Annotated in this window: 18 protein-coding genes; 13 read left to right on the top strand and 5 right to left on the bottom strand. The window is 73.5% G+C overall.

Annotated elements, in window-relative coordinates; all coding sequences use genetic code 11:
* Positions 1-200: 200 nt before the first annotated feature.
* The gene (locus tag WMF45_RS17225; protein ID WP_437717964.1) at positions 201-1,922 is read left to right on the top strand and encodes a serine/threonine protein kinase; all 1,722 of its coding nucleotides are present in this window, start codon (positions 201-203) and stop codon (positions 1,920-1,922) included.
* A 39-nt stretch (positions 1,923-1,961) separates the two neighbouring features.
* Here the strand turns inward: WMF45_RS17225 and mutH are convergent, their stop codons facing one another.
* Positions 1,962-2,645: a DNA mismatch repair endonuclease MutH gene (gene mutH, locus WMF45_RS17230; RefSeq protein ID WP_437717965.1), complete on the bottom strand. Its 684-nt coding sequence runs from the start codon at positions 2,643-2,645 to the stop codon at positions 1,962-1,964.
* Positions 2,646-2,863: 218 nt separating this feature from the next.
* The gene (locus WMF45_RS17235) at positions 2,864-6,487 is read right to left on the bottom strand and encodes a protein kinase domain-containing protein (protein ID WP_437717966.1); all 3,624 of its coding nucleotides are present in this window, start codon (positions 6,485-6,487) and stop codon (positions 2,864-2,866) included.
* Between the two features lie 418 nt (positions 6,488-6,905).
* Between WMF45_RS17235 and WMF45_RS17240 the strand changes: the two genes are divergently transcribed.
* Positions 6,906-8,105, top strand: coding sequence for an aminotransferase class V-fold PLP-dependent enzyme (locus tag WMF45_RS17240; protein WP_437717967.1), 1,200 nt, complete (start codon positions 6,906-6,908; stop codon positions 8,103-8,105).
* Between the two features lie 28 nt (positions 8,106-8,133).
* On the opposite strand, the gene WMF45_RS17245 is transcribed toward WMF45_RS17240, so the two are convergent.
* Entirely contained in the window at positions 8,134-8,991 is an 858-nt protein-coding gene (locus WMF45_RS17245; protein ID WP_437717968.1) for a metallophosphoesterase, read from the bottom strand.
* 177 nt (positions 8,992-9,168) lie between these two features.
* Between WMF45_RS17245 and WMF45_RS17250 the strand changes: the two genes are divergently transcribed.
* From WMF45_RS17250 to WMF45_RS17290, 9 genes are all read left to right on the top strand, one after another.
* Positions 9,169-10,917, top strand: coding sequence for a phosphoenolpyruvate carboxykinase (GTP) (locus WMF45_RS17250; RefSeq protein ID WP_437717969.1), 1,749 nt, complete (start codon positions 9,169-9,171; stop codon positions 10,915-10,917).
* Positions 10,918-11,205: 288 nt separating this feature from the next.
* A complete protein-coding gene (locus WMF45_RS17255) occupies positions 11,206-11,763 on the top strand; it encodes a GbsR/MarR family transcriptional regulator (protein WP_437717970.1) in 558 nt (185 codons plus the stop codon).
* A 90-nt stretch (positions 11,764-11,853) separates the two neighbouring features.
* Complete coding sequence (locus WMF45_RS17260) at positions 11,854-12,930, top strand: polyprenyl synthetase family protein (RefSeq protein WP_437717971.1); 1,077 nt, start codon at positions 11,854-11,856, stop codon at positions 12,928-12,930.
* 80 nt (positions 12,931-13,010) lie between these two features.
* Entirely contained in the window at positions 13,011-14,285 is a 1,275-nt protein-coding gene (locus WMF45_RS17265; protein ID WP_437717972.1) for a hydroxymethylglutaryl-CoA reductase, degradative, read from the top strand.
* Positions 14,282-15,013, top strand: coding sequence for a bifunctional demethylmenaquinone methyltransferase/2-methoxy-6-polyprenyl-1,4-benzoquinol methylase UbiE (ubiE, locus tag WMF45_RS17270; protein WP_012235642.1), 732 nt, complete (start codon positions 14,282-14,284; stop codon positions 15,011-15,013). Before WMF45_RS17265 ends, ubiE begins: the two co-directional genes overlap by 4 nt.
* 33 nt (positions 15,014-15,046) lie before the next feature.
* Entirely contained in the window at positions 15,047-16,891 is a 1,845-nt protein-coding gene (gene menD / locus WMF45_RS17275) for a 2-succinyl-5-enolpyruvyl-6-hydroxy-3-cyclohexene-1-carboxylic-acid synthase (protein ID WP_437717973.1), read from the top strand.
* Between the two features lie 186 nt (positions 16,892-17,077).
* The gene (locus WMF45_RS17280; protein ID WP_437717974.1) at positions 17,078-18,013 is read left to right on the top strand and encodes a 1,4-dihydroxy-2-naphthoate polyprenyltransferase; all 936 of its coding nucleotides are present in this window, start codon (positions 17,078-17,080) and stop codon (positions 18,011-18,013) included.
* A gap of 5 nt (positions 18,014-18,018) precedes the next feature.
* Positions 18,019-19,092: a mandelate racemase/muconate lactonizing enzyme family protein gene (locus WMF45_RS17285; protein ID WP_437717975.1), complete on the top strand. Its 1,074-nt coding sequence runs from the start codon at positions 18,019-18,021 to the stop codon at positions 19,090-19,092.
* Positions 19,080-20,639: an AMP-binding protein gene (locus WMF45_RS17290; protein WP_437717976.1), complete on the top strand. Its 1,560-nt coding sequence runs from the start codon at positions 19,080-19,082 to the stop codon at positions 20,637-20,639. The genes WMF45_RS17285 and WMF45_RS17290 overlap by 13 nt, the downstream gene beginning before the upstream one ends.
* A gap of 38 nt (positions 20,640-20,677) precedes the next feature.
* Here the strand turns inward: WMF45_RS17290 and WMF45_RS17295 are convergent, their stop codons facing one another.
* Complete coding sequence (locus tag WMF45_RS17295; protein ID WP_437717977.1) at positions 20,678-21,115, bottom strand: acyl-CoA thioesterase; 438 nt, start codon at positions 21,113-21,115, stop codon at positions 20,678-20,680.
* A 186-nt stretch (positions 21,116-21,301) separates the two neighbouring features.
* Between WMF45_RS17295 and WMF45_RS17300 the strand changes: the two genes are divergently transcribed.
* Together WMF45_RS17300 and WMF45_RS17305 are read left to right on the top strand one after the other, a co-directional pair.
* Complete coding sequence (locus WMF45_RS17300) at positions 21,302-22,354, top strand: hypothetical protein (protein ID WP_437717978.1); 1,053 nt, start codon at positions 21,302-21,304, stop codon at positions 22,352-22,354.
* Positions 22,355-22,573: 219 nt separating this feature from the next.
* A complete protein-coding gene (locus tag WMF45_RS17305) occupies positions 22,574-23,392 on the top strand; it encodes a lysophospholipid acyltransferase family protein (RefSeq protein WP_437717979.1) in 819 nt (272 codons plus the stop codon).
* Positions 23,393-23,417: 25 nt separating this feature from the next.
* On the opposite strand, the gene WMF45_RS17310 is transcribed toward WMF45_RS17305, so the two are convergent.
* Positions 23,418-24,602 (bottom strand): lipin/Ned1/Smp2 family protein, encoded by a 1,185-nt coding sequence (locus WMF45_RS17310; protein ID WP_437717980.1) that lies wholly within the window; start codon positions 24,600-24,602, stop codon positions 23,418-23,420.
* Positions 24,603-24,617: the final 15 nt, after the last annotated feature.

The raw sequence follows: 24,617 nt of genomic DNA on the forward strand, positions 1-24,617 counted from the left end.
GGCGCTCACAATCGGACCGCGGGGGCGCTTCGTCCGTGGTGCGGCGGTGCGTGAGGCGCGCCGGCTAGCCCTGGACTGCGCTTGATTCCGCCTGTTCCGCGCCCGCGTCCCACCTGGGAGGCGGTTTTTCGCAGCTCTTTGCATTCCTGCGGCGTGAGGGGAATCGCTTCGGAGAAGCGCGACGTGTATACCTTAGCTCGATGGCGCCCTCCTCTGGTGAGCCGGACTCGACCGAAGGAGAAGTCTCGGTCGGCCCGGAGACGGCTGCGTTTCCGCTCGGCCCGGGGGAACCGAAGGCTGACAACGTCTACACGATTGCGCCTGGCACCGTCATTGCGCGCAAGTACCGCGTCGAGCGCACGATCGGCCGTGGAGGCATGGGCCTCGTGGTCGAGGCGCTGCACCTCGATCTCGATACGCGTGTCGCCATCAAGTTCCTGCTCCCGGAGTTCATGTCGTACACCGAGGCGTCGGAGCGGTTCATGCGCGAGGCGCGCACGGTCGCCAAGCTGCAGACGCACCACGTCGTGCGCGTGCTCGACGTGGCCGCACTCGAGAGCGGCGAGCCGTACATGGTGATGGAGCTGCTCGACGGCGTGGACCTCGCGGGCCACGCCGCCGAGTCGGGCACGCTCGCGATCGGCGAGTGCATCGATCACATCGTCCAGGCGTGCGAGGCGCTCGCGGAGGCGCACGCGCTCGGGATCGTCCACCGCGATCTGAAGCCGGCGAACCTGTTCCTGACGAAGCGCCCGGACGGCGCGCCGCACATCAAGGTGCTCGACTTCGGCGTCTCGAAGATCCTCACCGGCGACACGGGCAACGTCTCGCTCACGCAGACGACCACGATCCTCGGGTCCGCGCTCTACATGTCCCCCGAGCAGATGCGCTCCTCGAAGAGCGTCGATCCTCGCACCGACATCTACGCGCTCGGCGTGTGCCTCTTCGAGATCATCGGCGGCAGGCCGCCGTACGTCGCCGATAGCTTCCCCGAGCTGTGCGCGAAGATCTACACGTCGCCGCCCGAGGCGCTCCAGGACCTCCGCCCCGAGGTGCCGGAGGGCCTCGTCGAGGTGATCGAGAAGTCGATCGCGCGCGAGCCGGAGGATCGCTTCCAGTCGATCGCGGAGTTCGTTCAGGCGCTCGCGCCGTACGCCGCTCCGGGCACGCGCACGACCATCGGCGCGATCCTTCGCCAGCACGCCGTGGAGCTCGACCTGCCTCCGCCGGCATCGCGGGCGGCCATGACGCGGACGTCGCGCGCCTCGCGCACGAGCAGCGGCGGGCCGTCGGTGAGCGACAGGGGCGCGCGCACGGGCAGCTCCACGCCTCCGGTCGAGGAAGAGGCCCCGCGCCGCGGGCGCACGCTGCTCTACGTGGGGGTCGGGGCCGTCGCTGTCCTCGTGGGCGCGTGGGGCGCGCTCCAGTTCCAGCGAAGCCGCTTCGCGGTGGGAGGGAGCGAGGCGACCGCTCCGGCGGACGCGCCTTCGTCAGGCGACACCGCGACTCCCGGCGCGCCGACGGCGACGGCGCCTCAGGCGCCAGACACGGCCGCCGCGATCCCGACGGTCGCTGTCCCTGCGGCCACCGCAGCGACCGCTGACGCGGGCGAGAGCGCGGCGAGCGCGAGCGCGGTGGACGCTGGCCCATCGGATGCGGGCGCGAGCTCGACCGAGACGGCGGCGGATGCGGGGAGCGGGCCGTCCGCAGCGAGCTCGACAGCGCCGAGCGCCAGCGCTGGCAAGCCGCCGCGCGCCGGCGCGGGCGGGCGAGGGCGCGCGCGCCCGACGGAAGCTGGAGGGGCTGCCGTGGATGCGCCGGCGCCGCGCACCGTCACGCCGACCGTGAACGACGATCTCTCGCTGGAGACATGCACCGCCACGATGCCGGACGGCTCCAAGAAGGTCGTCCCCTGCAAGTGACGCGCGCCGGGCCGCCCGTTCGCGGCGGGGGCTCTCCGGTCACGCCGGGATCGCGGCTGGATCGCTGAGGATCGCGCCGGTGAAGCTGGGGCGCAGGTAGAAGCCGCGCGGCAGCGCGGCAATCATCTCCCCGTCGCGGCCGAACGCGAGCGTCCGCGAGCGCCCGCTCGCCGCCTTCGGCCGCACCTGGAGCCAGCGCCCCGCGTGCGCGGTGAGCGCCTCGACCGCGCCGATGCCAATGAGCCCCATCAGGTCCTCGAAATCGGCGCGCAGCACGCGCTCCTGCGCGTCCGTCGGCCGCCAGAGCCGCGGGGCGCCCAGCCGTCGCTCCTCGCTCGGCCGGCCCGGAGCTGCGATGATCGGGACCCAGAGCACGCAGGCGAGCTTCGCGCGAGCGCGCGACGTCTCCCACTCCGCACGATCGGCGTCCGACAGCGAGATCGAGCAGACGAACGTCGACTCCTGCGGCGCCCCGGTGACCTCGACGGGGATCGTCTTGAGCTCGATCCCGAGGTGGGGAAAATCGGGCCTCGACGTCGAGCCGGCCGTCGCGCCGAGCGCGCGCTCGACGAGCACGCCGGCGGCGCCCTTCGTGCGCACGCCGCCTCGGGGCACGGCGCAACCGAGCGCGCGTGCGAGATCGGCGAGCTTCAGGCCGGCGAGCGCGGCCGCCCGGCACCGGAGCTCGGCTTCGTCGCGAGGCGGTTTCAGCGCAGAGATCAACGACGCCGCCCTTAGAGCATCGCGGGGCGCGACTCCAGCGCTCAGCCGCGATCGAGAAAGGTTGGCCGCCGGGATGCGCCGGGACGTCGATGGGGATCGAGCAGCGCTGACCCGGGGGCCATGGCGGCCTGATACGCGGCCCCCCCGAACGCGCCGCCGAGAAACAACCTACTGCTTAAATCCTTCTTTGAGCCGACAGGATTCAGAGGAAAAACGCATCAGGAATTTCCTGTATGGACTTTCCGAGGTCCACCGGTGCCGGGCCTGGCAGCGCGCTCGTCGTCGAGCGGCCATCTCAGGTCAGCGAGCTGGCCGGTGATCCGCAGCAGCATTTCCCTCAGGGAGGAGGCATTCGCGCGATCGTTCGGGTTGTGTCGTAAACAGGCATACATGAACGCCGCGATGTCTGCGGTCCTCGGATCGTCGGCGATCCGCTTGATCGGCGCAGGGAGCCCGTCGTGCGTGACGTGCGCCGTGATGAGCGCGACCTCGGTGGGCGCGTCGAACAGCGTCTTGCCGGTGAGGATCTCGTAGGCGAGGCAGCCGAAGCTGTAGACGTCGGCCGTGAGCGGGGTCGGCGTGACCCCGGTGGGGACGACGCCCCAGATCTCCGGGGCGCCGTAGCAGCCGGTGGCGCAGCCGGGGCGGATGTGGCGGCCGGCGAGGCCGAAATCGACGAGCACGGGCTCGCGTCCCCCGCGCAGGATCACGTTCGTCGGCTTGATGTCGAGGTGTCCGACGCCGACGGCATGCATGGCTTCCAGCCCGGCGAGGATGCCGTCGAGCAGCGCCACGGCGCTCCGCGAGGTGAGGCCTCGAGCGTCGAGCAGCTTGTCGCAGCGGATGCCCTCGATGAGCTCCATCACGAGGATCGGCTTGGGGCGGGCGCCCGCGTCGAACGTGACGAAGCCGGCGAGGTTCGGGTGATCGGGCAGCGAGAGCAGCGCGCCCGCCTCCTCCCGGAACAGGCGGAGGAAGTCGGCTTCCGAGACGCTCCTGGCCGCCGTGTGATCGTACTCCGGCACCTTGAGGGCGAAGCGCTCCGCCGACGGATCGTGTCGTTCCTCGGTGCGGGTGACGACGAACACCGTCCCCAGCGAGCCGCCGCCGAGCTGGCGGTGCACGTAGAAGCCGCCGAGCGTGCGCCGGCTCGGCAGCCACGCGGGCAGCGGCTGCTCGGGCAGGGCGACCCCGCTCGGGGCGCTCTGCCGCCGGACCGGGAGCAGCAGGACGCGCGGCACGACGAGGGCGACCACGTCGGCGAGCGCGCTCGGGATGCTCGCGCGCGCGGCCGAGACGAGCGCCTCGATCGGCGCGGCGACGCTCGGCTCCGCGTCGCCTTCCTCCTGCAGCGCGACCTCGATGGCGAGGCGCAGCGGCTCGGTCGCGCGGGAGGGCGCGGAGGCCGGGTGCTCCCCGCAGCGCCGGCGCGCGCCCGCGGTCAGCTGCGCGAGGCGCGTCAGGGCCTCTTCCAGGGCGGCGAGCGGCGAGGCGTCCGCGTCGCCGTCACCCGCGCCGGTCAGCGCGCTGAGCGCGCGGGCCGCGTTCATGGCTCCGAGCGCGCGCGCGAGGCGGGCGAGCGCGCCCCGCACGATCTCCGTGCGCTGCGACGCACCCGCAGGGAGCGCCGTGACGAGCGCCTCGATGGCGGCGATGCGCTCGAGCGCCACGCGCGCGCGCTCGGCCTCGGCGAGCTCCGCGTCGAGGCCGCCCTGCCGGGTCGACCGGCGCGACGGCGCGGCGTCGCTCTCCGGCGCGCGCGCGCGCGCGCCGCCCTCGCGCCCGCCGCGCGCGAACCGCGCGTAGGCGCGCAGCAGCTGGGTGACGTCCGGGTGCATGCTCGCCTGACCGAGCACGTCGAGGTCGTCTGGGTCGCCGCCGCGCATCGCCGCGTGCAAGAAGATGTCGGCCGCGTCGGCGGCGCCTTCGCGCACGAGCGCGTCGAGGCCGCGGGCGACCGAGGCGGCGATGGCGCGGCGGAGCGACGAGCCGCGTTCGGCGCGCAGCCGGTCGAGCAGCACGCCGATGGCGCCCGTCCAGCGGGCGAGCACCCGCGCCTTGAGCTCTGGCTCGCCGCCGAAGTCGGTGCTCTCGCCGTCGATCAGGTGGATGAGCGCGCGCAGGTTGCGCTGGTGCACGGTGACGTGCAGGGGCGGCGAGGCGCTCGCCCGCGCGGCGGGCCCCTCGGCGCGGAGCAGCCAGCGGGCGAGCCGCTCGTCGAGATCGTCCAGGGACGCGACCCCGGTCGCGTCCTCGCTCGGCCGCCGGTTCAGGAGCAGGAGGCTCTTCAGCAGGCCGGAGCCGAGCAGCTCGGCGTCCAGCTCGCGCACGAGCCCCACCGCGGCCCTGCGCGCCGCGGTGCTCTGCGCGTCGTCGTGCTCGCAGAGCTCGATCTCCTCGAGCGCGCCCACCACCTCGGTCGCGAGGGCGTAGGCCTCGAGCGCGCGGCCGTGCGCGTCGCGCGGGCCGGTCTCGACGAACGCCGCGACGGCGCTGTCGAGCGCGCCGCGCAGCAGCGCCACCCCGGCGCTGTCCATCGAGAGGTCGCGGTGGATGACGCGCGCCAGCGCCGCGAGCCCGTCGTCGCGGACGTGCGCGCTGGGCGGGGCCTCGAGCGCGTCCTCGAGCGCGCGGGCGCAGCGCGCCGCGGCGCGGGTGCCGAACGGCTCGCCGCGGCTCATCACGCCGCGCAGCTCGCGCCGGAGCTCGACGATCGCCTCGGCGGTCGCCATCGGGGACGCGCGCGCGATCTCGTCGAGCAGCGCGTCGGCGGCCTCGGGCTCCGCGTCGGCCGCGACGGGGAGCCCCCAGGCCATCGCCGTGGCAATGCCCGGGTCCGCGGCGAGCAGCGGGCTCCGGAGGAGCTCGATCGCGCGTCCGAGCGCGCCGTCCGGATCCACGGCGATGCTCGCGGCCAGCGACGCCGCGCCGCGCCGCCACTCGGTGGGCGAGAGATCCTGGGCGAGCAGCGCGCGGACCTCCTCGGCGAAGTCGGGCAGCACCCCGGCGAGCAGCCCTCGCGCCGCGGCGACGTGGCGCCACACGAGCGGCTCGCGATCGGCGAGGAGCGTCTGCCAGGCGAGCGCGATCCCGTCGGCGCTGCGGTCGAGGTCGCGCCGCCGTCCGTCGCCGACGTTGCGGAACAGCCGGAGCGGGAGGTCGTCGCCCTGCATGGCCCGGCGGGTCGCCTCGCGGGCGGCGCGCTCGATCAGGCGCGCGGCGAGCCGTCGCTCCGGGAGCGAGCCGGTCGACGGCGCGGCGATCCAGTCGCGCGACAGCTCGCGCCGCGAGGCGAGCAGGAGCGCGAGCGGTTCGACCGGGATGTCGGTGCCGGCGGGGAGCCAGAGCGAGAGCATCACGCGGGCGCGGATCCCTGCCCCGGACAGGCCGCGGGCCGAGCCGGCCGCCATGCGCGTCGCGAGGGCGACGAACGTCGCTGCGTTGCCGGCATAGAGCTGTCCCAGGACGCGCCTGCCCAGCTCGCGCCGCTCCGGCCCGAGCGGGAGCGCCCCGGCGATCTCGTAGAGCGCCACGCTCGCCGCGGCCGGCGCGAGCCAGCTCAGATCGTCGAGAAGCCCGTCGGCCATGGCGGTCTGGACGCTCCGGAGCAGGCCATCCGGGCTGAGGGAGTCGAGCGGGGTCGATCCATCGAGCGCATCGACCAGCGCCAGCGAGGCGATCGTCTGCCGGAACAGCGCGCGCCGGACGTTCGGGTCGTCGTGGGACGTGAGGTCGACGAGCCCTTCGAGGTATTCCGCGCGCGGTCGCATCGGCAGGTTGCGCAGTCTAGCGCGACGACGCGCCGGCCCCCCTCCCACGCCGCTGCAATCCTCGCCCGTCATGGAACCTCCCACCTCGATCCGGAGCGCATGCCGCTCCACATGGCTCCGAGAGAGCTACCTCCCCCTACGATGATCGGACCGGCCGGAGGCGCGCCCCCGCCGCGCGCTCCGCTGCCTCGCCTCGGCGAGCACGACATGGCGGGGCGAGGGGCCAGCCCCGTTGATGCTCGATTTCGTGCAGAAGCGGGCCCTCTCGCGTCCGGTCGCCTGGGCTGTCGGCGCGCGCGTGGGGCAGATGGCAGAGCGCTCCAGGTCGATCCACGCGCGTCGAGGACGCAATCCACGCATCCTGCGCAACGCACCGCACCCCACGGACCGACTGGGTGGAAGTGGGCATCGAAGTGGGTTAAGCGGCAGCGCGTACGGGGCCTCGTCGCCCTGCGTGTTCGCCGCGCGATACCGCGACCGAAGAGCTGGAATGCAAGGAGACGTGGAACAGGGCTTCTCTCTCGACCTCGACGCGTTTCGCGCGGCGTACTCGCGCTTCCTCGCGCCGGCGGGGGACGCGGCGCCGCGCATCCTGCTCACGGGGCACTCCCACCAGGCCTGGCCTGATGTGGCGCGCGACGCGCTCGCCGCATGCTTCGACGACGCTGCGCGGCTCGTCGACGGCAAGTGGGACGCCGCGGTGTTGCCGAGGCTCTCGGCCGTCGGCGCGGCGATCCTGGAGCGGATGGGCTTCGAGCGCGGCGATGCCATCGCCTTCGGCCAGAACACCCACGAGCTCGTCTACCGGCTGATCACGTCGCTCCCTCGGCGCGAGCGGCTCCGGATCGTCACCACGCAGGGCGAGTTCCACTCGCTCAGGCGCCAGCTCGCCCGCCTCGCCGAGGAGGGCGTCGAGATCGACTGGGTGAGCGTCGAGCCGCGCAACGCGCTCGCCGACCGGCTGCTCGCGGCGCTCCGGCCGGGCACCTCGATGCTCGCGATCTCGGCCGTGCTCTTCGAGAGCGCGACGGTGGTGCCGCGGCTCGACGAGATCGTCGCGCGCGCGGCCGAGATCGGCGCCGTCCCGCTCGTGGACGCCTACCACGCGTTCAACGTCGTCCCGCTCGCGTGGGGCAGCGCGGCGCCTCACGTCTTCGCGGTCGCGGGGGGCTACAAGTACGCGGCGATGGGCGAGGGGATCTGCTGGATGCGCGTCCCGCACGGCTGCGGGCTGCGCCCGGTCTTCACCGGCTGGTTCGCCGACTTCGGCTCGCTCGCGGGCAGCAGCGGCGGCGTCGCGTACGCGCCCGGGGGCGCGCGATTCGCGGGCTCCACGTTCGACCCCTCCGCGCTCTACCGCGCCGCCGCGGTGATCGAGCACTGGGATCGCTTCGGCCTCACAGTCCCGCGGCTGCGCGCGATATCGCTCCGCCAGACCGGGCGCATCCTCGACCTCCTCGACGCCGCGGGCCACGGGGGCGACATCGTCTCGCCCCGCGAGCCCGAGCGCCGGGGCGGCTTCGTCGGCGTGCGCTCGGCGCGAGCGGGCGACGTCGTGGAGCGCCTCCGCGCCCGGCGCGTGCTCGTCGACGCTCGGCGCGACGTGCTCCGCATCGGCCCCGCGCCTTACCTCACCGACGCCGAGATCGACCAGGGCGTTGCGGTCCTCGTCGAGGAGCTCGGTCGCTAGCGCCCTGGCGACGTTCTCGTCGGGACGATCAGGGTTCGCTGTGGACGCGCGGCGCGTCGGGGTACAGCGACCGGAGCCCGCGCCAGGCGACGTCGGCGGCGCTCTCCGCGGGCTCGGCGAGATCCCACTCCAGGTAGAGCTTGTCGCCGTCGTAGCAACCGAAGCTCGTCGACAGGCAGAGCAGCGGCTCGCGCTCGGTGGCATACCCCTCGCGCGCGACGTCGTGCCCGTAGATCGCCACGCGAGCGTCCGGGTCGATCGCGCGGAGGAAGGCATAGGCGCGGTCGCTCGATGTGCTCCGCGCCCAGAGCAGCGCGCCGAGCGTCCCGTGCAGGCTCATCTCCGAGAGCGGCACGTCGAGGAACCCGTCGAGCGGGAGCCGATCGAGATCTTGCCGGCTCTGAATGCGGGCGTGCGGCGCCGCGTGGAGCATGACGAGCCGGGCCGAGCGCGCGGCCGCGACGAACGGCCACCCGCGGAACCAGCTTCGCATCGTCAGCGTGTCCTCCGGGCCGAGGAGATCTTCGAGCCGCAGCGCCTCGTCCGGGAAGAATTTCGCCACCACCGGACCTCCCACGTGCGCGTGCTCGTGGTTTCCGAGCAGGTAGTGAACCCTGCCGGGGTGGCGTTCCGCGAGACTCCTCGCCTTTTTCAACAAGGTCACGGAATCGCCCCGGTAGAACGAGCCCAGGTAGTCGGGCCATTCACCTTCGTCGAGCTCGGGCCCGTGGACCAGGTCGCCCGTGATCACGAGGACCGCGCCGTCACGGCCGGTCGCCGCCTGCTCGAAGATCTCGGCAACTCGCTCGAAATCCGCGACATTGCCCTGTAAATCGGTGGCGACGATCAGTCTGCCCCGATCAGGGAGGTCGACGACACGCTGCACGTCTCCAGCATAGCCGAACGTCCCTGCGTTCGCCTCGCGTGAACTGAGCCCATCCGACGCGTGAACGCCGGCCGGCTGCCACGCCACGCCCTCTGCCAGATCGTCCAGATTTGACGAAATACTACAATAGTACTGTCGCTTGGCGGAGGTTCTCGCTCGGGCTAGGCTCGCAGTCGTATGCAAAACCGGAAACTTTCAGCGTGGGTGGACGAGGTCGCCCATCAGACGCGGCCTGATCGGGTCGTCTTCTGTGACGGCTCCGAGGCGGAGAACCGAACGCTGATCCAGGGGATGCTGAGCGACGGTACGCTCCTCGCGCTCGACGGGGAGAGATACCCGAGCTGCTACCTTCACCGGAGCGACCCGACCGACGTCGCCCGGACTGAGCACCTCACGTTCATCTGCACTCGCGACAAGGAAGACGCGGGCCCGACGAACAACTGGATGTCGCCGGACGAGGCCTCGCAGCGGGTCGGACCGCTGTTTGACGGGGCGATGAAGGGGCGAACGATGTTCGTCGTCCCGTACCTGATGGGCCCAGTGGGATCGCCCTCGGCGAAGGTCGGAATCGAAATCACCGACAGCCCTTATGTCGTGGCGAGCATGCGGATCATGACCCGTATGGGCCGGGTCGCGCTCGATGCGCTGGGCAGCTCCGATGACTTCTGCAGGGGGCTGCACTCGCTCGGGGACCTGAGCCCCGAGCGCCGCTTCGTCTGCCATTTTCCGGCGGAGCGACTCATCTGGAGCGTCGGCTCCGGGTATGGGGGCAACGCGCTGCTCGGGAAGAAGTGTTTCGCGCTGCGCATCGCGAGCACGATGGCGCGCGACGAAGGGTGGTTCGCGGAGCACATGCTCATCCTCGGCCTGGAGGACCCGGGAGGGCGGGTGACGTACATCTGCGCGGCGTTCCCGAGCGCCTGCGGGAAGACGAACCTCGCCATGCTGGTGCCGCCGGCGTCCCAGAAGGGGTGGAAGGTATGGACCGTCGGCGACGACATCGCCTGGCTCCGCGTCGGCCGGGATGGCCGGCTCTGGGCGATCAACCCCGAGGCGGGCTTCTTCGGCGTGGCGCCGGGGACGAGCTCAAGGACGAACCCGAACGCCCTGGCGACGCTGGCCAGGAACTCGATCTTCACGAACGTGGCGCTCACGCCGGAGGGGACGCCGTGGTGGGAAGGCTTCGACGGTCCGGTGCCGCCGGTGCTCACCGACTGGAGGGGACGCCGGTGGACGCCCGGCAGCGGGGAGCCCGCGGCGCATCCCAACAGCCGGTTCACCGCGCCGGCCCGCCAGTGCCCGTCCATCTCGACGGAGTTCGACGCCGCAGCGGGCGTGCCCATCTCGGCCATCGTCTTCGGCGGACGGCGAGCGCGGCTCGCGCCGCTCGTCTGCGAGGCGCGCGGCTGGGCCCACGGCGTCTATCTGGGCGCAACGATGGCCTCGGAGACGACCGCGGCCGCCACCGGGAAGGTCGGGGTCGTCCGCCGCGACCCGATGGCGATGCGCCCCTTCTGCGGATACAACATGGGCGATTACTTCCGGCACTGGATCGAGCTCGGCGAGAACCGCGCGGCGTTCCCGAAGATCTTCCACGTGAACTGGTTCCGGCGGGGCGAGGCGGGCGCGCTCCTCTGGCCAGGCTTCGGCGAGAACCTCCGCGTCCTCCGCTGGATCGTCGCGCGCGTGCGCGGGGACGCGAAGGGACACGACACAGCCGTCGGGATCATGCCCACGGACGGTGAGCTCGACACGAGCGGCCTCGGCGTGAACGACGAGGCAATGCGCGAGCTCTTCGCCATCGACCGCGACGCGTGGCTGGAGGAGGCGCGCGATCGCGAGGCGTTCCTGGAGTCGTTCGGCTCGCGCATGCCCGAGGCGCTGCTCCGGCAAAACCGCGACCTCATGGCCCGGATGCAGGCGTGAGCTAGCGCCGTCGAGAGCGGTTCACACCCGAATCACGCCACGCACCGCCGCGAGGCCGGGAACGGCCCGCGCCGAAGATCTGCGGCCGCGACGCGCGAGCCGTGCCCAGGAGCACCCCGGCGCGCGACGCCAGGCCGCGCGGCGCGCGGCCCAGGAAGTGACCCGCGCGCCCGCGCCAGCCAGGAACCGACCCCCCTCGTCCGCGCTGCGTGGCGAGAACGGTCGGGAATGTCTTGACGCCGGCGCAAGTCGGCCCACACAGTTCTTTCAAAGAATTTTGAAACTTTCATGAGCCACGCAAGCGACATCCATCGCCAGGCGGAGCTGCTCGCGGCGGACGCGATCGGCGACGTCATCGAGCACTGGGGCTTCCGCCGGGTGCTCGGACGGATCTGGACCGTCCTGTTCATTGAAGGCGGAGCCCTCTCCGCCGCCGAGATCGGCGAGCGGCTGCAGGTTTCTTCCGGCGCAATGAGTATGTCGCTGACAGAATTGCAAAGGTGGGGTGTAGTACGAAGAGTATGGAAACCGGGCGAGCGGAAGGAGTTCTTCGAGGCCGAGACGGACTTCTGGAAGATGATTTCCAAAGTGTTCGCCGAGCGCGAGCGGCTGATCGCCGACTCCGTGAGGGAGCGCCTCGAGCGGGCTTCGGCGCTGCTCGAGGGCCTGCCTCCCAGCGACGCCGCCCGGTTCAGCCTCGATCGGGTGGAGCGGCTCCTCTCGTTCGTGATCGTCGCGCAGGCCGCGCTCGACGGGTTCATCAAGAGCAGGACCGTGGATTTCTCGCGGTTCGGGGATCTGGTCCGGTTCCCCATCCGCGCCGTGCGCTCCCGGCGAGGCGCCTAGCGGGCCCGTGATTTCGGAGAGCTCGACCGTCACGGGGGCCCCGCGCGGTGCGGGGCGCAGCGTGCGCTCGTGCTTCCAGGTGGAGATGGGATGACTGCGACTACAACGTTTACTGGGACGGTCCAGCGGAGCGATGTCGTCTCGAGCCTCGGAGGCATGTGCGCTGGGCGAGGGCTCGACGCGCTCGCCGCGCGCCTCGCGGAGCTGAGGCGCCTGCTCGACGGGGACCTCGGCGACATCGAGCGCGAGATCGCGAAGGTCGGGCTGGACGGCGAGACGCCGGCGCACCGGAGCGCTCGGCACTTGCTCGGCCTGAACGGCAAGCGGCTGCGGCCCATCTGCGTCGCGCTGGCCTCCCACATCGGGAGCGGCTTCAACGACGCCGCGCGGACGTTCGCGGTCGCGGTCGAGCTCGTCCACAACGCGACGCTGCTGCACGACGACGTCGTCGATCTAGGCGACCTCCGGCGCGGCGCGGACGCGGCGCGGGTCATCTACGGCAACGCCGCCTCGATCTTCGGCGGCGACTACCTCCTGCTCGACGCGCTCTCCAAGATCCAGGCGGTCGGCATGACCGACGTGCTCGAGCGGGTGCTCCTCGTGATCAAGGAGATGGTCGTGGCCGAGGCGCTCCAGCTCGCGTCGCGGGGCCGCGTGCGCACGAGCACGAGCGAGTACTTCCAGATCGTCGACGGCAAGACGGCGTCGCTGTTCCGCTGGGCGATGTTCGCAGGGGCGCGCGCGGGCGGCGTGAGCGAGCCGCTCTGCAAGGCGCTCGAGAGCTTCGGGACGAGCCTCGGGGTCGCGTTCCAGCTCGTCGACGATGTGCTCGACTTCGCCGGCGACCCGGAGGCGACCGGCAAGGCGCTGCTCACGGACCTGCGCGAGGGCAAGATGACGTACCCGCTGCTCCTCGCCATGGAGCGCGACCGCGAGCTCACGCCCGCCCTCGAGGCGCACTGCGCGTCGGAGGACAAGGCCGTCGAGCCGGAGCTCGGCCGGCGCATCGCGCAGATCATGGTCGAGAAGCGCGTCGTGGACGACTGCCTGGAGCTCGCGTCCCGGCTCTGCGGGGACGCGGTGCGGAGCATCGAGCCGCTCCCGGAGAGCCCGGCGAAGGCGGCGCTGGAGGGGGTCGCGATGTCGACGCCCCGGCGGAAGCGGTGAGCGGCGATGACGAACCCCTTGATGCAGTGCGCGGAGCGCGCGCCCCGCTCGCGAGCGCGCGCGGCGCGCGGAGACACCCGATGAGCCAACACGTGTCCAGCCGGATCAGCGGCTTCTACAAGCGGTGCCTCGAGGAGCGGCTCCGCGCGATCCAGGCGCTCGGTCTTCTCGACGAGGAGGCGCTCGCGCACCTCGCCAGCGGGGGAGGGCTGCCGACGGCGGTGGCCGATCGGATGTGCGAGAACGTCATCGCGACGCACGCGCTCCCGCTCGGCCTGGCGCTGAACTTCCGCGTGAACCAGCGCGACGTGCTGGTGCCGATGGCGGTGGAGGAGCCGAGCGTCATCGCCGCCGCGTCGAACGCGGCGCGCATGGTCCGGCGGTCGGGCGGCTTCTCCGGCGAGGCGGACCCGCCGATCATGACCGCCCAGGTCCAGCTCGACGACGTGCCGGACGCGGAGGCGGCCGCGGGCCGGCTGGAGGCGGCCCGCGCGAGCCTGCTCGCGGCCGGGGACGCTGCCATCCCCAGGATGGTGGCGCGCGGCGGCGGCTGCCGCGATCTCGAGGTGCGCGTCCTCTCGGCGGAGCTCGGCGTGCTCGTCGTGCACCTCTACGTCGAGGTCGGCGACGCCATGGGCGCGAACCTGGTCGACACCGTCGCAGAGGCGGTGGCGCCGCTCGTGCAGCGCATCGCCGGCGGGACGCTGGGCCTGCGGATCCTCTCGAACCTGACCGTCCGGCGCCTCGTCCGGGTGACGGCCACCGTGACGGACGACGCGCTCGGGGGCGCGGACGTGGCGAGCGGCATCGCGCGGGCGAGCCGCTTCGCGGAGCTCGATCCGTACCGGGCGACGACCCACAACAAGGGCTTCATGAACGGGCTCGACGCGGCCGCTGTGGCGCTCGGGCAGGACTTCCGCGCCATCGAGGCGGGCGCGCACGCGTACGCGGCGATCGGCGGCCGGTACCGGCCGCTCAGCACGTGGGAGCGCGTCCCCGGCGGGCTCGTGGGGCGGGCCGAGCTGCCGCTCGCCGTCGGCACGGTGGGCGGCGCGACCGAGGTGCACGCGGGCGTGCGCGCGGCGCTGCAGCTCGTGGGCGCGAAGAGCGCGCGCGAGCTCGCGGTGGTGCTGGCGTCCGTCGGGCTGGCGTCCAACCTGGCGGCGCTGCGCGCGCTCGCGAGCGAGGGCATCCAGCGAGGCCACATGCGGCTCCACGAGCGGAAGCGCGCGATCGACGGCACGTCGACGGCGGGCGGGGAGTCCGCCGCGCCGCCGTCCGGCGAAGGCAAGCGGTTCGTCGCAGAGCGAGCCGAGGCGCCGCGCGCGGTGCACCAGGCGGGGGGTGGGACATGAGCGAGGCGAGCCAGGATCAGGCGCCGCGCGGCGGGCGCCGCTTCGGCACCGGCGAGATGTTCGACGGCATCGCGGAGCGGTACGACCTCCTGAACCGGGTCATCTCGCTGGGGCTCGATCAGGGCTGGCGGCGGCGCGCGGTGCGCTCGCTCGAGCTCTCGCCCGGCGCGACGGTGCTCGACCTCGCGACCGGCACCGCCGATCTCGCGATCGCGATCGCGCGGGCGCACGAGGTGAAGGTCATCGGGGTCGATCCGTCGCAGGGGATGCTCGGCGTCGGCCGCCGGAAGGTGGAGGCCGCGGGGCTCGCGGGGCGGGTCGAGCTCGAGGTCGGCGACGCGCAGCAGCTCCAGCTCGGCGACGCGAGCGTCGACGCCATCTCGATGGCGTTCGGGATCCGCAACGTTCCGGATCGCGCGCGGGCGCTCCGCGAGATGGCGCGCGTCACGCGGCCCGGGGGGCGCATCGCGATCCTCGAGCTCAGCGAGCCGCGCAGCGGGCTCATGGGCAAGCTCGCGCGCTTCCACATCCACACGGTCGTCCCGTACGTGGGCGGCGCGATCTCCGGCAAGGACGAGTACCGGTACCTGCAGGACTCGATCGCGAGGTTCCCGCCGCCGGACGAGTTCGCGGAGCTGATGCGCGGCGCGGGGCTGCGCGTGCTCCGCGTGGAGCCGCTCACGATGGGCGTCGTGTGCCTCTTCGTCGCGACGCCGGAGGGGGCCTGAGGTGCGCGCCAGAGAGGGCCTAGGGGGGCGGTGATGGGCGGGTCGAACCTCCACTCTGCCTGGGCGCAGCTGTTCGTCCGCGCGCTCGCGCAGGCCGGGGTGCGCGACCTGGTCCTCTGCCCCGGATCGCGCTCCACGCCGCTCGCGATCGCGGCGATGGAGAGCGAGGAGGTGCGCTGCCAGAGCGTCGTCGACGAGCGGGCCGCCGCGTTCTTCGCGCTCGGGCAGGCGCGCGTCACCGGACGGCCCAGCGTCTTCGTCTGCACCTCGGGCACCGCCGGCGCGCACGCGCTCCCGGCGATCATCGAGGCGCACCAGAGCTTCACCCCGCTCATCGCGATCACGGCCGACCGCCCGTGGGAGCTCGCCGACGCCGCGGCCGCGCAGACCATCGATCAGACCAAGCTCTTCGGCGACCACGTCCGTCACTTCGCCGAGCTCGGGCTGCCGGATCCGTCGCCCCTCGCGATGCGCGCGGTGACGCGCATCGCGGCCCAGGCGGTCGCGCGCGCGCTGTCGCCGACGCCGGGCCCGGTCCACATCAACGCGCGCTTCCGCAAGCCGCTCGAGCCGGTCGACGTGACCGGGCCCGAGCCATGGCAGGCAGAGTGGGAGGCGCTGATGCGCCGCGGCGGCACGCGGGTCGTGTCGGCCCGCGCCGGGGTCGATGGGCGCGCGATCGAGGAGCTCGCCGCGCGCTGCGCGCGCGCGGAGCGGGGGCTCATCGTGTGCGGCCCCGCCGAGAGCCGAGAGGACGACGCGCGCGCGCGCCGCGCCGTGCTCGCGCTCTCGCGCGCGACAGGCTTCCCGGTGCTCGCCGAGGGCACGAGCCAGATCTGCTTTGGCGGCCTCACCGAGGGCGTCGTGATGCCGGCGTCGTTCGATTCGTTCCTCCGCGCGCCCGAGTTCCGCGCGGCGAACGCGCCCGACCTCCTCCTCGAGCTCGGCGCCCCGCCGACGTCGGCCGGCTACGCGACCTACATCGCCGAGCACACGAGCGCGCGCCGCGTCGTCGTCTCGGCGCACGGCTGGAACGACCCGACGAGCGCCGCGGCCGCCCTCGTCATGGGTGAGCCCGTGGAGGTGTGCGAGGCGCTCGCGGCGCGCCTCGCGGGGGCGGCGCTGAGCCTGGGGCGCGGGCGGCGGGACTGGGCCGCGACGTTCGCGCGCGCCGGCGAGATCGCGGCGGCGCACGCCGCGCGCGCTTGCGCCGGGGACGAGCTGACGGAGGGGGCCATCGCCCGGATGGTGGCCAGCGCGTGCCCTGCGGGCTCGCTGCTCGCGATCGGCAACAGCATGCCGGTGCGCGACCTCGACACGTACTGCTCTCCGTCGGCGCGCGCGCTGCGCGTGCTGCACCAGCGCGGGGCGAGCGGGATCGACGGCCTCGTGTCGGCGGCGGCCGGCGCGCGCGTGGCGGCCGCCGCGCCGGTGACGTTGCTGCTCGGCGATCTCAGCCTGCTGCACGATCTGACCGGGCTGCTCCTCGCCGCGAAGGCAGCGGGAGACGGCCGAGCGCCGCTCGTCATCGTGGTGGTCCAGAACGACGGCGGCCGTATCTTCGAGCACCTTCCCATCGCCAGGCGCGGCGCCGAGCTGCTCGAGCGGTGCTTCACGATGCCGCAGCACCTCGATTTTGCGCCGGCGGCGGCGATGTTCGGGCTCGCCTACGCGCGCGCCGGCACCGCCGGGGATCTCACCCGCGCGCTCGCCGCGGGGTACCAGCGGACGGGCGCGACGCTGATCGAGGCGGTGGTGCCGCCCCACGACGGTGCCGCCCGCGTGGCGCGGCTCTGGTCCGACGTTCGTCGCGACGTCGCGGCCCTGGTCAGCGCGCCGACCGCGGACGGCGCGGCGGCCGATCTGCAGACTCCATGAGCGGCGCGCGCGCCGAGAACCCCGAGCTTGCCGAGAGGGATCCAGGATCATGAGCCAGGTCAACGCGAACACGAGTCCCGCACCCGACGATGTCGCGCGCGGCGCGTCCGGCGAGGGCGCCGCGCAGCGCGGGAGCGCTCGCGCCGCCGCGAGGGCGCGCGGGCCCCACGAGCTGGAGAGGGGATCGTGAGCGCCGCGGCGGCCCCTCAGACGGCGGGCGCAGCGGCCCCGGGTGGCGTGCGCCCCGGCTCGCTCCGGGCGTGGCTCCTCGCGTGCCGGCCGGCGACGCTCACCGCGGCGCTCGCGCCGGTGATGGTCGGGACGGCCGTCGCCTACGCGCTCGGCGGGATGCGGCTCGGCCCGGCGCTCTCGGCGCTCGCGGGCGCGATGCTCATCCAGATCGCGACGAACTTCGCGAACGACGTCTTCGATCACGAGAAGGGCGCCGACACACACGAGCGGCTCGGCCCCACGCGCGCCGTGCAGGCGGGGCTGCTCACCCCGCGCCAGGTGCGCGCCGGGCTGCTCGTCACGATCGCGCTCACGCTGCCGGTCGGGGTGTACCTGGCGTTCGTGGGTGGGTGGCCCATCGTGGTGATCGGCGTCGTCTCGATCCTCGCTGGTGTCGCGTATACCGGTGGGCCGTACCCGCTCGGCTATCACGGCCTCGGCGACCTCTTCGTGTTCGTGTTCTTCGGCCTCGTCGCCGTCTGCGGTACGGCGTTCGTCCAGCTCGGCTCGGTCCCGCCGCTGGCGTGGTCGGCGGCCGTGCCGATCGGCGCCATCGCCACCGCCGTGCTCGTCGTCAACAACATCCGCGATCGCGAGACGGACGTCGTCGCCGGCAAGCGCACGCTCGCCGTCCGGCTCGGGCGCCGCGCGGGCGTCATCGAATACGCGATGCTCTTTGCCGCCGCCTACGCGGTGCCGGTCGCGCTCGCCGCCGGCGAGGGCCGGCGGTGGACGCTCCTCGTGTTCGCGACGTTCCCGCGCGCGGTGCGCCTGCTCCGGGTGCTGGCGACGACCGACGGCCGGCCGCTCAACGACTGCCTCGCCGGGACGGCGAAGCTGCTGCTCGCCTATGCGCTGCTCTTCTCGCTCGGCCTCGCGGCCCGGCTGTAGGGATCATGCGCGTCGTCGATGCCCGCCTCGCGTCCCGGGTCCTCGAGGGCGCGCGCCGGGGCCTCGTGCTGTCGCTCATCGACGACGAGGGGCGCGTCGGCCTGGGTGAGGCCACCCCGCTCCCCGGCTTCTCACCCGACACGGCCGACGACGACCAGCGCGCGCTCGCCGAGCTGCCGGGGGCGCTCGGCGCGATCGAGCTGCCGGCCGAGGAAGCGACACCGACGGCCACGGCGTCCGCCATCCAGCGCGCGCTCGCGCCGGTGTCACCGCGGCTGCGGGATCTCCCGGCGGCGCGCTTCGCCCTGGAGACGGCGCTGCTCGATCTGCTGGGCCAGCGGCTCGGCCTCTCGATGTCGGCGTGCCTCGGCGGACACGGTCGCTACGCCGAGGTCCAGGTCAACGGGCTGCTCACGACCTCGGAGGCTCTGCCGGAGATGCTCGATCGCGCTCGCGCGCTCGCCGCGCGCGGCGTCCGCGCGATCAAGGTGAAGCTCCGCTCGCGCGGGGAGGAGGGCTTCGCGCGCGACCTCGAGGCGCTGCGCGCGCTGCGGCGGGAGCACCCGGGCGTCGAGCTCCGGCTCGACGCGAACGCGGCGTGGTCGCTCGACGAGGCGCCCCGTCGGCTCGCGCTCCTCGCGCCGCTCGGCCCGCGCTTCGTCGAGCAGCCGGTCGCGCCGGAGCTCCTCCATCACCTCGGCGCGCGCGAGGTCCCGTGGGCGGCCGACGAGTCGCTCGCGGTCGAGGGCATGCCGGAGCGCCTGCTCGAAGCGGAAGGCTGCGCTGCGTTCATCCTGAAGCCCGCGATGCTCGGCCTGATGCGCGCGCACGCGCTCGGCTGCAGGGCGCAGGCGCGCGGCATCGACGCCGTGGTGACGCACCTCTTCGACGGGCCCATCGCGCTCGCCGCCTCGTGTGAGCTCGCGCTCGCCTTGCCGCGCGCGCCGCTCGCGTGCGGCCTCGACGCGCACGCCGGCCTGGAGGCGTGGCCCGCGATCCGGATCCCGCAGCTCCGCGAGGGCGGCCTGGTCGCGGCCAGCGATCAGCCCGGCCTCGGCATCCGGCCATGGACGGACTGAGCCTCCTCGACGCCGTGCGCGATCCCGCGATCGCCGCTCGGACCGCGATCGTCCTCGGCGGCGCCGAGGACGACGCGCAGCGCGCGATCGACGTCCCCGCGCTCCGCGTCGGCCCCGGCGGCGCCCTCCGCTTCGGCGAGCTGGCGCCCGCGGTCGCGGCGGTGTCTGCTCGGCTCGCCCGCGCGGGGGTAGGGCAGGGGGCCCGCGTGGCGCTCGTCGCCCCGAACGCCCTCGGGACCGTGGTCGTCATCCACGCGCTGCTCGCGCTCGGCGCCGTGCTCGTCCCGATCCATCCCCGGCTCACGGCCGGCGAGGCGGGCCTCCTGATCGACGATGCGCGCCCCGACCTCGTGCTGCGCGAGCCTGCGCTCGCCGCCTTGCTCGACGACGCCGCGCCGGAGATCGGCGCGCTCCGCGAGCGCGGGGCGCGCGCCGCCGAGGCCGCGCGCGTCCCGCCGCCGGACCCTTCCGGCGATCTGGCGATCGTCTACACCTCGGGCACCACCGGGCGTCCCAAGGGCGCGGTGCTCTCGCGCCGCGCGTTCCTCGCCGCCGCCGAGGGGAGCGCGGCCAACCTCGGCGTGCGCGACGATGATCGCTGGCTGCTCTGCCTTCCGCTCTGCCACGTCGGTGGCCTCTCGATCGTGACCCGCTGCTTGCTCGCGCGGCGCGCTGTGATCCTCGCGCCTCGCTTCGAGCCCGCCTCGGTGCTCGCCTCGATCGCCCGCGACCGCGCGACGCTGCTCTCCGTCGTGCCGACGATGCTTCTGGCGCTGCTGGAGGCCGATCGCGACAACGTCCTCGCCCGGCTCCGCGCGGTGCTCGTCGGCGGCGCGGGCGCTCCGGAGCGGGCGCTCGACGAGTGCGCGCGCCGCGGGGTCCCCGCGCTCACCACGTACGGCCTCACCGAGGCGTGCTCGCAGGTCACCGTGCAGCGCCCGCGCGATCCGCGCGCGACAGAGCCGGGCTCCGGCTCCCCGATCGCCGGCGTCGAGCTTCGCATCGAGGGCGCCGGCAGCGACGGCGTGGGCCGCATCGAGATCCGCGGCCCGGTGCTGTTCCGCGGCTACTACCGCGGCTCCGACCGCGCGCCGGAGCTCTCGGTCGACGGCGCCGGGTGGTTCGGCACCGGCGATCTCGGCGCGCTCGACGCCGCCGGGCGGCTGCATGTCGCGGCGCGCCGCAGCGATCTCATCGTGACCGGCGGCGAGAACGTTTACCCCGCCGAGGTGGAGCAGGTCCTCGCGTCCTGCGCGGGCGTCGCCGGCGCGGTGGTGTTCGGCGTGCCTGACGATCGCTGGGGCCAGGTCGTCGCCGCGGCGATCGTCCCCGAGCAGGGCGCGCCGTGCGAGGCGGGCGGCGCCGCGCCCTCGCCCGCATTGCTCGGCGATCTCGCGGCCGTCGTCGCGGCGCGGCTCGCCCCGCACAAACGCCCGCGGCGCCTCTGCGCCGTCGCGGCGCTGCCGCTCACCGCGGCCGGCAAGCTCGATCGCGCGGGCGCGGCGGCGCAGCTCGCGGCCGCGCTCGCCCCGTTCCCTCCACGCTAGCGCCCGGCGCGCCGTCCAGCGGCCGTCGCTCGGCGCGGCTAGGCGAGCGCGCTGCGCAGATCGTCCGGGAGCGGGCACGGCGTGAAGCGCGCGCCGTCGATGCACACGTGCACGGTCTGCCCGATGGCGGCGACCCGGCCCGCCGTCGTCACGCGGTAGCCCACCGTGAACGACGTGTCGCCGAGCTTCGGCGCGAGCACCTCGACATCGATGGCGTCACCGAACCGGAGCGGCAGGAGGTAATCCGCCTCGGCGTGGACGAGCGGCAGCTTGATCGTGCCGCCCGCGATCATCGCAGGGAGGTCGATGCCTCGCTCCTTCAGCGCGATCATGTACGCGTCGCTGAAATACTCGAGGACCCGCGGATAGAAGACGATGCCGGCCGCGTCGACGTCCTGGAAGCGCACGGCGCGGCGCTCCACGGCGAGGCGCGGCGCGGTCTGCTTGAGCTCATCGACGCTGAACGCGCGCTTCATCGCGCCGCAGGTTAGCGCAGAGGCGCCGAGCACGTCGCGAGGAGAGCGGTGCTCCGCCGCACCGCGGCGCCCTCCTTCTCCAGCTCTGACGCGGGCGGTCAGGTCTGACCGCCGACGCTTCGCCGGGTCGTTCTGCTGTCCCTTTCTGCTCGCCGTCGTCCGTTTCGCAGTCCATGCTCGCCCGCGATGGCTGACCGACGTCCCGGCGGTCTCGGGGCCGGGTCCCGCAGGCTGCGTCGCGCCACCTCGAAGGATCGCGAGCGCCGCGCGACGCGATGCCTCGGGGCCCGAGCGCCGCGCTCCCGCGGCGTGCTCGCGGCGCTCGCTTGCCTCCTGGCCGCGAGCTTCGCGGCCGCGTGCGAGTCGGCGCCGGTGTCGACCCCGACGCCGATGCCCTCTCAGAGCCCGCCGGTCGCTGCGCTGCCGCGGCCTGCGTTCGCGGAGACCTCGACGCCGACCGGCGCGGCGCACGCGTCGAACCCGCTCGGCCTCCCCCCGTACCCGATCAAGCTCGAGCCGGGCCGCCGCGTGTTCACCTTCTCGGACCGGATGCTCGCCGGGGCCAAGCTCGGGTCCACGCTCGTGCTGTATGCGGCGACCGTGGTCGGCTTCGACGGCGACGACCTCATCGTCGAGGGGAGGGGGGGACCGTCGTTCAAGGTTCACCCGGGCTACGTCATCCCCGTGCCCGACGCGCCCCGCCTCCGGCCCCACGACCCGCTGCTCACGGAGTGGAACGGCGTCATGAAGCACGCCGTCCTCACCCGCTTCGTGAAGGACAAGATCGAGGTCCGCTACACCGACATGGACCCGCGGACCCCGCTCGCGCAGCTCAAGGGGGTTCGCTTCGTGGTGCAGACAGCGGGGCTCGCCCCCGGCAACTTCGCCGCATGGAAGGACGGCGACACGTGGCGCCACGTGCTGCTCGTGTCGCGGCTCGGCGGTCCCGCGGCCGAGCCGGGCGCCGTCCTGACGTCGCTATCCAGCAGCTCCGCACGGTGGTTTGCCCTCGGTTATGGTGGCGCCGCGCTGCTCGCCGACGAGTCGGCGCTCCGTCCGCTCCCCGTCAAGCCGCAGCTCAAGATCGGGGCGAGCGTCTGGGCCGAATGGGTCGGCGCGCTGCGCCCCGCCGTCGTGCAGAGCGCCGAGGAGACAGGCCTGTACACGGTCAAGTTCGAGCGTGCCGGGCGGCCGGCCACGGTCGGCTGGGGGCTTCTCACGCCGCCGCTCGCGCCGTAACCGCACGCCACCGCAAGAGCGCGTCGCTCGAGCCGCCACGCTGGCCCGCGGAGCGATCCTGGCCCATCGCGAACTTCCGAGGTGGGCGAGCGCCGGATCGCGCCTTTCGCCGCGCCGCGAAGCGACGATCCGGAGTCGAGTAACGCCGCTTGCACGCAGCGCCGGTGCGCAAGACGCTACGCGTTTTCGCCCGACATGGAGAGTGGTAAGCGCTGTAGTATGGATCTCAGGAGCGCATGGCTGGCGACGCGCCAGTGGGTCCCTTTCACCCTCAGGACCATGGCGTACGGCACCGTGTCTCTGACGCTGGGCCCCCTCACGCCGCAGCGCTCCGCGAGCCTGTGGGCGATGCGACGCTGGTGTCAGGCGAGCGCGCGAGGGCTCGATATCGAGATCCAGACGAGCGGACTCGAGAACGTGCCTCCCGGGGTGTTCGTCTACTGCTCCAACCACCAGAGCCTGCTTGACATCCTGGCCCTCGGCGCCGTGCTGCCGGGCGATTTCAAGTGGGCCGCCAAGCGCTCCCTCATGAAGATCCCATTCCTCGGCTGGCACCTCCGGCTCGCGGGTCATGTGCCAGTCGATCGCACGGTCGGCTCCCGCGCCGCGGTCGAGGCGATCTCGCGGTTCGAGGAGGTGCTCAAGAGCGGCAAGCCGCTGCTCGTCTTCCCCGAGGGGACGAGGAGCGAGGACGGCATCCTCCGGCAGTTCAAGAACGGCGGCTTCTATGCAGCCGTCCGCGCCGGCGTGCCCGTGGTGCCGGTCGCCATCGACGGCACGCACCTCCTCATGAAGAAGGGCGCCCTCGACACCGGCGACGGCACCCTGCGGGTCGTCCGCGTCCGGGTCGGCGCGCCGATCGCCGTGCGCCCGGACGGCCGCGAGGGCGCGCGGGTCAACGAGCTGCGCGAGCGCGCCCACGCCGCGGTGAGCGAGCTCCTCCGCTCGATCGGTGGTCGCGTCGAAGCGCCGGCCGGCGCCGCGGCCGCGTCGGAGGCGCCGGCGAGCGCCGACCGGACCGAGCAGGCGTCCGGCTGACGGGTCGACGCGCCGGCGGGGCGGTTCAATCGCAGAGGCTGGGGAGCGCGTCGATCTCGGCGAACAGCTCGTCGTAGCCGTCGATGCGACGGCCCCCGTGCGACTCATCGTCGAACCGGTAGAACACGCGCCGCGCGACCGGCATCACGCCGCCGTTGTCGTAGGCCTCGGCGTCGGTCGCCGTGTTGCCGAACGCCCACGCGGGCAGCATCTCCCTTCCGTCGAACAGCCGCCCGAGCTCCGCTGTCTTGTACTCTGCGGCGCCGTCGCCCGTCGCGCCTGTCAGGCTCAGCGTGGTGTGCACGATGCCAGGCGGGAAGCCGTACGCCTCGAGGAAATCGCGCGTGCGCTGGACGAGCCACTCCGGCCGCGCGGTCAGGTACATCGGGCGATAGCCCTTCGACGTGAGCCGGTGGAACGCCGCCGCGGCGTGCGCGTGCGCGCCGGGCAACTCGCCGAGGAGGAGTGAGGTGAACTCCTCGGTCTCCGTGCCGGTGAGCGTCCCATCGACGTCGCTGACGAACATCGGCGCGCCCCGCGGGACGACCTCGATGAAGAGGTCGGTGCTCGAGAGGTCGCCGCGGACGACCAGGTGGACCCGGTGCCGGCCCGGACCGAGCCGCTGCGCCGCGGGGATCTCGAAGAAGACGCGGCCGCCGTCGTCGCTGACGCCCTCGACCGCGCGGTGCGCCGAGTCCGCTTCCGTCGTGGTCGCCGAGCCGAGGCGCTCCCACTCTCCGCCGCAGCCGCGGAGCAGATAGATGTCGACCCGCTCATCCTTCAGGTCCTTGTCCGTGATCCCGTAGGAGAACTTTCCGATGATCCACTGCGGGTCGCCCGGCGTCAGGTAGAGGTCGCGTCCGCGGTGGTTGGGGCTCCCAGCGCCCGCGATGAGGTACGAGGACGGGTGATTCCACGCGAGCTCCTCGCCCGGATCGGGCGGCGCCGCGTCGCACGCCGGAGGTGGGTTGCAGAAGGCTCCCGGCGCCCCGCCGTCGCTCGAACCGCCGTCGTCGCCGCTCGGCGTGCCGCCGCCGCCATCGCCCTTACCCCCGCCATCATCCTGGCCCGCGCCGCTGTGCTGGCCGTCGCCATCGCTGCCCCGGCCATCGTCGTTGCCTCCCTGGCCACCGCCCCCGCCTCCGCTCGGCGTCCACTCGAGCGTCGCGTCGGCCGATCCGCAGCCGATCGCGAGCGCTGTTGTCGCCATGACAAGTAGGATCCT

The sequence above is a fragment of the Sorangium sp. So ce448 genome, from assembly GCF_051520915.1.
In the GTDB taxonomy this organism is placed as follows: domain Bacteria; phylum Myxococcota_A; class Polyangia; order Polyangiales; family Polyangiaceae; genus Sorangium; species Sorangium cellulosum_B.

What these genes read in the sequence shown, in the direction of transcription:
- WMF45_RS17225 (WP_437717964.1), top strand. Translation starts at nt 201, where the DNA reads ATGGCGCCCTCCTCTGGTGAGCCGGACTCGACCGAAGGAGAAGTCTCG.
- WMF45_RS17235 (WP_437717966.1), bottom strand. Translation starts at nt 6,487, where the DNA reads ATGACGGGCGAGGATTGCAGCGGCGTGGGAGGGGGGCCGGCGCGTCGT.
- WMF45_RS17240 (WP_437717967.1), top strand. Translation starts at nt 6,906, where the DNA reads ATGCAAGGAGACGTGGAACAGGGCTTCTCTCTCGACCTCGACGCGTTT.
- WMF45_RS17250 (WP_437717969.1), top strand. Translation starts at nt 9,169, where the DNA reads ATGCAAAACCGGAAACTTTCAGCGTGGGTGGACGAGGTCGCCCATCAG.
- WMF45_RS17255 (WP_437717970.1), top strand. Translation starts at nt 11,206, where the DNA reads ATGAGCCACGCAAGCGACATCCATCGCCAGGCGGAGCTGCTCGCGGCG.
- WMF45_RS17260 (WP_437717971.1), top strand. Translation starts at nt 11,854, where the DNA reads ATGACTGCGACTACAACGTTTACTGGGACGGTCCAGCGGAGCGATGTC.
- WMF45_RS17265 (WP_437717972.1), top strand. Translation starts at nt 13,011, where the DNA reads ATGAGCCAACACGTGTCCAGCCGGATCAGCGGCTTCTACAAGCGGTGC.
- ubiE (WP_012235642.1), top strand. Translation starts at nt 14,282, where the DNA reads ATGAGCGAGGCGAGCCAGGATCAGGCGCCGCGCGGCGGGCGCCGCTTC.
- menD (WP_437717973.1), top strand. Translation starts at nt 15,047, where the DNA reads ATGGGCGGGTCGAACCTCCACTCTGCCTGGGCGCAGCTGTTCGTCCGC.
- WMF45_RS17285 (WP_437717975.1), top strand. Translation starts at nt 18,019, where the DNA reads ATGCGCGTCGTCGATGCCCGCCTCGCGTCCCGGGTCCTCGAGGGCGCG.
- WMF45_RS17290 (WP_437717976.1), top strand. Translation starts at nt 19,080, where the DNA reads ATGGACGGACTGAGCCTCCTCGACGCCGTGCGCGATCCCGCGATCGCC.
- WMF45_RS17295 (WP_437717977.1), bottom strand. Translation starts at nt 21,115, where the DNA reads ATGAAGCGCGCGTTCAGCGTCGATGAGCTCAAGCAGACCGCGCCGCGC.
- WMF45_RS17300 (WP_437717978.1), top strand. Translation starts at nt 21,302, where the DNA reads ATGGCTGACCGACGTCCCGGCGGTCTCGGGGCCGGGTCCCGCAGGCTG.
- WMF45_RS17305 (WP_437717979.1), top strand. Translation starts at nt 22,574, where the DNA reads ATGGATCTCAGGAGCGCATGGCTGGCGACGCGCCAGTGGGTCCCTTTC.
- WMF45_RS17310 (WP_437717980.1), bottom strand. Translation starts at nt 24,602, where the DNA reads ATGGCGACAACAGCGCTCGCGATCGGCTGCGGATCGGCCGACGCGACG.